Genomic DNA, 6,557 nt, shown 5'->3' with positions numbered 1-6,557 from the left:
GCGGAGCTCGCCGTCGTCAATCGCCTCGACCCACTGCCGCACGCCCGCCGCTTCGCCGACCAGCCCGGCAGGGGTCGGCGGGGACTGGCTCCCGGCCCGGACGAGGATCTCGCGGAGGAGCCGCGCCGTGGGGGTCTGGCTGAGGACCTCGGCGTCCGTGGGCGGAGCGAGGCTCGCCGCGAGCTCGGTGTACGGCTCGAACTCGGCGAGCCCCAGGACCGGGTTGCGCCCGTACGCGCGGGCGACGGCGACGACTGTGGTCTCCGCGACCTTGCCGCGCACGAGCTGCTGGGCGAGCGTGCTCCGCTTGACCCCCGACTGCCTGCACACGTCCGCGGTGCTCGACCCGGGGGCCAGCTGGCTCACCCAGTGTTGGAAAGCAATCGCGGAAACGGACATTCAGGACCTTTTCTCAGGCCGCCGGAGTGCGTCCCCGGGGCAGTGGCATGCCGACGGCTTTGATTTTACGATGCGCTGGGCGTGGTCTATGCTTGAACACAAGCCCGCCGGCTCGCGCACCCCCCAATCGCGAGCCGGCGGGCGTTTCAATTTCTCCGGCCAGGTCAGCCGCTCCGGCGTGGCCACGCGCTCAGCCTTCGGTGAACCGCGCGCAGGATTGTCGGCCCCGGGCCCTATCCTTACTCGCGAAAGGGCGGTGACCGGCGCATGAGCATGGATCGGGCTGCATGGGGCTACATGCACGCGATGGGTAAGGCCAAGGAAGGGCCCACCCCGTTCAACAAGGCCACGTTCAGGCGTGTGCTGCGCTTCGCAAAACCGTACAGATGGCGGCTGCTGGTCTTCCTCGTCGTGTCGATCCTCGGCGCGGCCGTCTCGGTCGCGACGCCGCTCCTCGCGGGGCAGGTCATCGACGCGATCGTGGCGCGGAGCGGCCTCGGCCCCGTCGCGTTCCTCGCCGTGCTCATCGCGATTCTCGCGATCGCGGACGCCGCCCTGAGCCTCCTCGCTCGCTGGCTCTCCGCGGTGATCGGCGAGGGCGTCATCCTCGACCTACGCCGCGCGGTGTTTGACCACGTGCAGAAGATGCCCATCGCGTTCTTCATGCGGACCCGTACGGGCGCGCTCGTGAGCCGGCTCAACAATGACGTCATCGGCGCACAATCCGCGTTCGCCGGGACGCTGAGCGGGATTGTGAGCAACAGCGTCTCGCTCATCCTCACGGTCGCAGTCATGGTCCAGAAGTCGTGGCTCGTGACGGTCCTTTCGCTCCTGCTGCTCCCGCTGTTCCTCCTCCCCGCGCGGCGCATGGGCGCGAAGATCGCAGAGATGCGGCGCGAAGCGGCCGAGTACAACGCCGCGATGGGCAATCAGATGACCGAGCGCTTCTCCGCGCCAGGGGCCACGCTCATCAAGCTCTTCGGGCGCCCGGCCGACGAATCGGCCGAGTTCGCGCTCAAGGCCAAGGCCGTGCGGGACATCGGGGTGCGCTCCGCGGTCCTCGCGTTCGTGTTCCTGACCTCCCTCACGCTCGTGTCCTCGCTCGCGCTCGCCCTCGTGTACGGCGTGGGCGGCTGGCTTGCCGTCAACGGCACGATGGCCGCGGGCGACGTCGTGGTCCTCGCGCTCCTCCTGACCAAGCTGTACGCGCCCATCACGGCGCTCTCGAATGCCCGCGTGGACATCATGAGCGCGCTCGTGAGCTTCGAGCGCGTCTACGAGGTGCTCGACCTCGTGCCGCTGATCCGAGAGAAGGACGACGCGCGGGCCCTCCCGGGCGGGCCGGTCTCCCTCGAGTTCGACGACGTGCGCTTCTCGTACCCTTCCGCGGACAAGGTCTCCCTCGCCTCGCTCGAGGAGGTCGCCGTCCTCGACGCGCGCGGCGGCGAGGAGGTGCTCCACGGGCTCTCGTTCCGCGTCGATCCGGGGCAGACCGTCGCGCTGGTCGGCTCCTCCGGCGCCGGGAAGTCCACAACCGCGCAGCTCATCGCGCGACTGTACGACGTCGATGAGGGCGCAGTGCGGATCGGAGGGGTCGACGTGCGGGACACGACGTTCGAATCGCTCCGCGGAACCGTGGGGATGGTCACCCAGGACGGCCACCTGTTCCACGAGTCGATCGGGGCAAACCTGCGGCTCGCACAGCCTGGAGCGTCCGACGACGAACTGTGGGACGCGCTGCGTCGTGCACGGCTCGACGCGATGGTCCGAGCGCTCCCGGACGGACTCGAGACGGTCGTGGGGGAGCGCGGCTACCGGCTTTCGGGCGGCGAGCGCCAGCGACTCACGATTGCGCGCCTCCTCCTCGCCCAGCCGCGCGTCGTCATTCTCGACGAGGCGACGGCATCGCTCGACTCGACGAATGAGGCGGCCGTCCAGGCCGCCCTCACCGAGGCCCTTGAGGGCCGCACGGCGCTCGTGATCGCCCACCGGCTCTCGACGATCCGCGCCGCCGACCAGATCCTCGTGGTCGAGGACGGCCGGATCGTGGAGCGCGGCACCCACGGCGAACTCCTCGCCGCCGACGGCCGCTATGCCGAGCTGTACAACACCCAGTTCGCCCACGCCGTCGCCATCGCGGAAGACGCGGGGGTTGACCTCGCGAGCTGACCGCCGCCGGTTGGAGCCCGCGTCCGGGGCGCAAGCCGCTACCCTCGAGGGGTGGCTTCCCGGATCGTCGTCTCAGCCGTCTGCGTCTTTTCGCGTGAGGGCCGGCTCCTGACCGTGCGCAAGCGCGGCACGGAGCGGTTCATGCACCCGGGCGGCAAGCCCGAGCCGGGCGAGAGCGCCGCCGAGGCCGCGAGCCGCGAGCTTGCCGAGGAGGTCGGGATCGACGTGGCCCCGGGCGCGCTCGAGTATGTGGGCTTCTGGGTGGCACGCGCCGCGAATGAGGCCGGCACGGACATCGAGGCCACCGTCTTCAGCGCCCCCGGTGTGCACGATCCCGCCGAGATCAGTGCGTCCGCCGAGATCGCCGAGCTCCGGTGGCTCGACCTCGACACCGAGCTGCCCGGGGACCTCGCGCCGCTCATCACCGACCACGTTCTCCCCGTGCTCGCCTCGGCGCGCGGCTGGGAGCCGAGTGAGAAGTCCGCTAACCCCGAGTGAACGCTTGGTGACACCACCCCCGACGGGCCGTACTGACCGGTAACTTAGGGGGGCCATGACTATTTCTCGCCGCAACTTCATTTCCTCGGCCGCCGTGGCCGCGGTGGGCGCGGCCGCCGTTCCGGCCGCAGCCCAAGGCCCCGCACGGCAGCTGACGGCCAACGTCGCGCCCACAGCCCTGCCCGCCCCGGCCGCCTCCGGGATCGACCACATCGTCGTCGTGATGATGGAGAACCGCTCGTTCGACCACTTCGCGGGCTGGCTTCCAGGAAGCAACGGCCGGCAAGCGGGGCTCACCTACGTGGATCGCTACGGCGTCCCGCACGGGACCCATCACCTCACCGACTACCAGGGCTGCAGCCATCCGGACCCCGACCACTCGTACGAGGGCGGCCGGATCGAGTTCAACAACGGCAAATGCGACGGATGGCTCCGCGCCGGCGACAACGACGACTTCGCGATCGGCTACTACACCGCGGACGACCTCAAGTTCTGGGCACAGGCCGCCCCGGGATGGACGGTGTGCGACAACTACTACGCCGCCGTCATGGCGGAGACCTACCCGAACCGCTTCTACCAGCACTCGGCGCAGACCGACCGGACCCACAATTCGACGGCCACCGCGACGATGCCCACCATCTGGGACAGCCTCTCTGCCGCGGGCGTTTCGGGCCGTTACTACTTCTCCGACGTCCCGTTCCTCGCCCTGTGGGGGACGAAGTACCTGCCGATCTCGTCCCCGTACGCCCAATTCCTGAGCGATTGCTCGGCCGGCACGCTGCCATCGGTGAGCTTCGTCGATCCGCGCTTCATGGATGAAGGGTCTGGTACCTCGGGCGACGACCACCCGCACGCGGATGTCCGATCCGGCGAGCTGTTCCTCAATGAGGTCTACCACGCAGTGACTACCTCGCCCGCATGGTCGCGAACCCTCCTCGTGGTCAACTTCGACGAGTGGGGCGGCTTCTTCGACCACGTGGCCCCGGGCACGGCCCCCGACACGAGCCCCACGACGGCCCTGCGCGGCTTCCGCGTTCCCGCCCTCGTGGTCTCTCCCTACGCCCGGCGCTCGAACGTGGCCTCCGGCGTCTACGACCACACGTCTGTGCTCAAGGCGATCGAGTGGCGCTGGGGCCTGCCCGCGCTCACGCCCCGCGACGCGAACGCGAACAACCTCGCCGAGGTCCTCGACTTCGCGTCTGCCCCGAACCTCTCGGCGCCGCAGTACCTCGTGCCTCCGTTCGTCGCAGGCGCCCCCTGTACGCCGCTCCCCGGCGGTGACCCCGAGGACGAATGGCACCCCCTCAAGGCGAAGGCCATCGCGGAAGGATGGAAGCTCTCATGACCCGCAGCACCCTCGCCGCGATCGCGCGGCGCCGGCTCCTCGCCGTCGTCCTCGCGGCCGTCGCCGTGCTCGCCCTCGCGTCCGTCGCGCTCGTGCGCGCGGGGCTCGGGCAGGCCTCTGCCGACGATCAGGCGCCGCGCTACCTCCCGCCGAGCGCGCACGTGTTCGTCATCAACCTCGAGAACAAGGGCTTCGACGAGACGTGGGGGCCAGCGTCGCAGGCGCCCTACCTCTCGCAGACGCTGCGCTCGCAGGGCGCGCTGCTCAACTCGTACTACGGGATCGGGCACAACTCGCTCGACAACTACATTGCCCAGGTCTCGGGCCAAGGCCCGAACCCTCAGACCCAGGGCGACTGCCAGGTCTACTCACCGTTCGTCCAGACGGGCACGGCCCCGCAGGGGCAGGCCGTGGGCAGCGGCTGCGTCTACCCGCAGGGAGTCACGACCGTCGCGGATCAGCTCACCGCAGCCGGGAAGACGTGGAAGGGCTACATGGAGGACATGGGCACGCCGTGCCGCCATCCCCAGCTCGGCGCGGCCGACGGCACCCAGAAGGCCCGCGTGGGCGACCAGTACGCGGCCAGGCACAACCCGTTCGTGTACTTCCAGAGCATCATTGGCTCGCCGGCGTGCGCCGCGAACGACGTCGACCTCTCCGCCCTGAGCGGCGATCTCGCCTCCGCCTTGACGACCCCGAGCGTCTCCTTCATCACCCCCAACCTGTGCCACGACGGGCACGACGCGCCGTGCGTCGACGGCGAACCGGGCGGGCTCGCGTCCGCCGACGCGTGGCTGAAGAACTGGGTGCCGACCATCACGAACTCCCCGGCGTTCAAGCAGGACGGCGTCCTCGTCATCACGTTCGACGAATCCGACGGGCCCCAGCAGGACGCGAGTGCGTGCTGCGGCGAGGGACCGGGGCCCAACTCTCCGCTGCCTGGCATCACGGGGCTCGGCGGCGGCCGGGTCGGGGCGCTCGTGCTCTCGCCGTTCACGGCGGGCGGGACGTGGTCCACCACGTCCTACAACCACTACAGCCTGCTTGCGAGCATCGAGGACCTGTTCGGCCTCCCATACCTCGGCTACGCGGGCACCCCGGGCCTCAACCGATTTGGCCTCGACGTCTACAACAAGGGCGTCTGAGGGAGAGCTGACCCTTCGCCGGGTGGGAGGTGGCCCCTCGTCAGGGGGAGGGTCCACCCCGGCGTCGGGTCACCGTGGAGGGCCCGGCGGAGGCGGCTCGTGAGGAGCAGATCCTTCGCCGGGCCCGTGACGTCCCATTCGTAGCGGAACTCGTCCGGGCCGAGGGCCGCGTAGGTGACGCGGTAGTCGTCCGGGTCGCACCAGTGCTCGGCGTGCCATCCCGCGGGCTCGGAGTCCGTGCCGCCGAGCCGGACCGGGTGGAAGAAGCGGCCGTCGGGGAAGAAGACGTCCATGGCGTCGGGAGTGTCGCCGGGCCGCCACACGTACTCGCGGCTCGCCGGCCCCTCGTGGTCTCCCCAGCGCACGGTGCCGTGTTCGCGCTGAAGGAGGGCGGCGCCGTCGTCCGCGTCCTCGAAGACGACGGTTCCGGAGAAGCTGCCGCGCGCGCCGCTCGAGCGGTCCAGCATGACGCGCTCGACCGTCCACGTGCCGCGCAAGAACAGCGCCAGATCAGCCACCTGATACGACAAGTGCCCCCGACCGGAATCGAACCGATGGCCTGCCCTTTAGGAGAGGGCCGCTCTATCCTACTGAGCTACGGGGGCCCGCCCGGGGTTCCCGGGCACGCTCTCAAGCATATCGGGTCGCGGCACCCGCACGCTGCGCTACGACGTCGGTGCCCCCGGCTATGGTTTCCTCATGCGCTCGAGGCATGCCTTCCCCGCCCCCGCGGACGTCCGTCACTATCTAGGCGCGTGGTCGGCCGTGAGCGTGGTCCAGTTCTTCGTCGCGGAGGCCGCCGTGGCCCTCGCGTGGGCGGGCGAGAGCGCGTACAACTACGCCACGAACGTGATCAGCGACCTCGGCGCCGCGCATTGCGCCATCCACTACGGCCGGTACGTCTGCTCGCCGCTCAACTGGCTCATGGACGGTTCGTTCGTGCTCCAGGGTCTCGGGCTCATCGTGGCCGCGCTGCTCATCACGACGGCGGTGCTGCGCGT

At 70.0% G+C, this 6,557-nt stretch carries 5 protein-coding genes, 1 tRNA gene and 2 pseudogenes; 5 read left to right on the top strand and 3 right to left on the bottom strand.

The genetic code is table 11. The annotated features are described in order from the left end of the window. Window positions 1-366, bottom strand: a pseudogene (locus ACLN58_RS15835) (hypothetical protein); the annotation flags it as partial. Between the two features lie 300 nt (window positions 367-666). Here ACLN58_RS15835 and ACLN58_RS15830 point away from each other — a divergent pair. From ACLN58_RS15830 to ACLN58_RS15815, 4 genes are read left to right on the top strand one after another with little or no spacing between them, the layout of a single operon-like run. Next, entirely contained in the window at window positions 667-2,568 is a 1,902-nt protein-coding gene (locus ACLN58_RS15830; RefSeq protein WP_415856216.1) for an ABC transporter ATP-binding protein, read from the top strand. A gap of 51 nt (window positions 2,569-2,619) precedes the next feature. After that, window positions 2,620-3,066 (top strand): NUDIX hydrolase, encoded by a 447-nt coding sequence (locus tag ACLN58_RS15825; RefSeq protein ID WP_415856215.1) that lies wholly within the window; start codon window positions 2,620-2,622, stop codon window positions 3,064-3,066. Between the two features lie 55 nt (window positions 3,067-3,121). Further along, window positions 3,122-4,411, top strand: a complete 1,290-nt coding sequence (locus ACLN58_RS15820) for an alkaline phosphatase family protein (protein WP_415856214.1) — start codon at window positions 3,122-3,124, stop codon at window positions 4,409-4,411. After that, the gene (locus tag ACLN58_RS15815) at window positions 4,408-5,556 is read left to right on the top strand and encodes an alkaline phosphatase family protein (RefSeq protein WP_415856213.1); all 1,149 of its coding nucleotides are present in this window, start codon (window positions 4,408-4,410) and stop codon (window positions 5,554-5,556) included. Before ACLN58_RS15820 ends, ACLN58_RS15815 begins: the two co-directional genes overlap by 4 nt. On the opposite strand, the gene ACLN58_RS15810 is transcribed toward ACLN58_RS15815, so the two are convergent. Next, on the bottom strand, window positions 5,538-6,074 hold the full coding sequence (locus tag ACLN58_RS15810) for a DUF6314 family protein (RefSeq protein ID WP_415856212.1): 537 nt from the start codon (window positions 6,072-6,074) through the stop codon (window positions 5,538-5,540). The two genes, ACLN58_RS15815 and ACLN58_RS15810, sit on opposite strands and share 19 nt — an antisense overlap. A gap of 13 nt (window positions 6,075-6,087) precedes the next feature. Beyond that, a tRNA-Arg gene (locus ACLN58_RS15805) sits at window positions 6,088-6,161 on the bottom strand. 94 nt (window positions 6,162-6,255) lie between these two features. Between ACLN58_RS15805 and ACLN58_RS15800 the strand changes: the two are divergent. Next, window positions 6,256-6,557 (top strand): annotated as a pseudogene (locus tag ACLN58_RS15800) (hypothetical protein); the annotation flags it as partial.

Source organism: Sinomonas sp. G460-2, assembly GCF_047759905.1.
GTDB lineage: Bacteria > Actinomycetota > Actinomycetes > Actinomycetales > Micrococcaceae > Sinomonas.
Note: the sequence above shows the minus strand (reverse complement) of the source record. Positions and strands in the feature narration are given on the sequence as shown.

Coding starts and splice junctions, on each gene's coding strand:
- ACLN58_RS15830 (WP_415856216.1), top strand. CDS start 667: ATGAGCATGGATCGGGCTGCATGGGGCTACATGCACGCGATGGGTAAG.
- ACLN58_RS15820 (WP_415856214.1), top strand. CDS start 3,122: ATGACTATTTCTCGCCGCAACTTCATTTCCTCGGCCGCCGTGGCCGCG.
- ACLN58_RS15815 (WP_415856213.1), top strand. CDS start 4,408: ATGACCCGCAGCACCCTCGCCGCGATCGCGCGGCGCCGGCTCCTCGCC.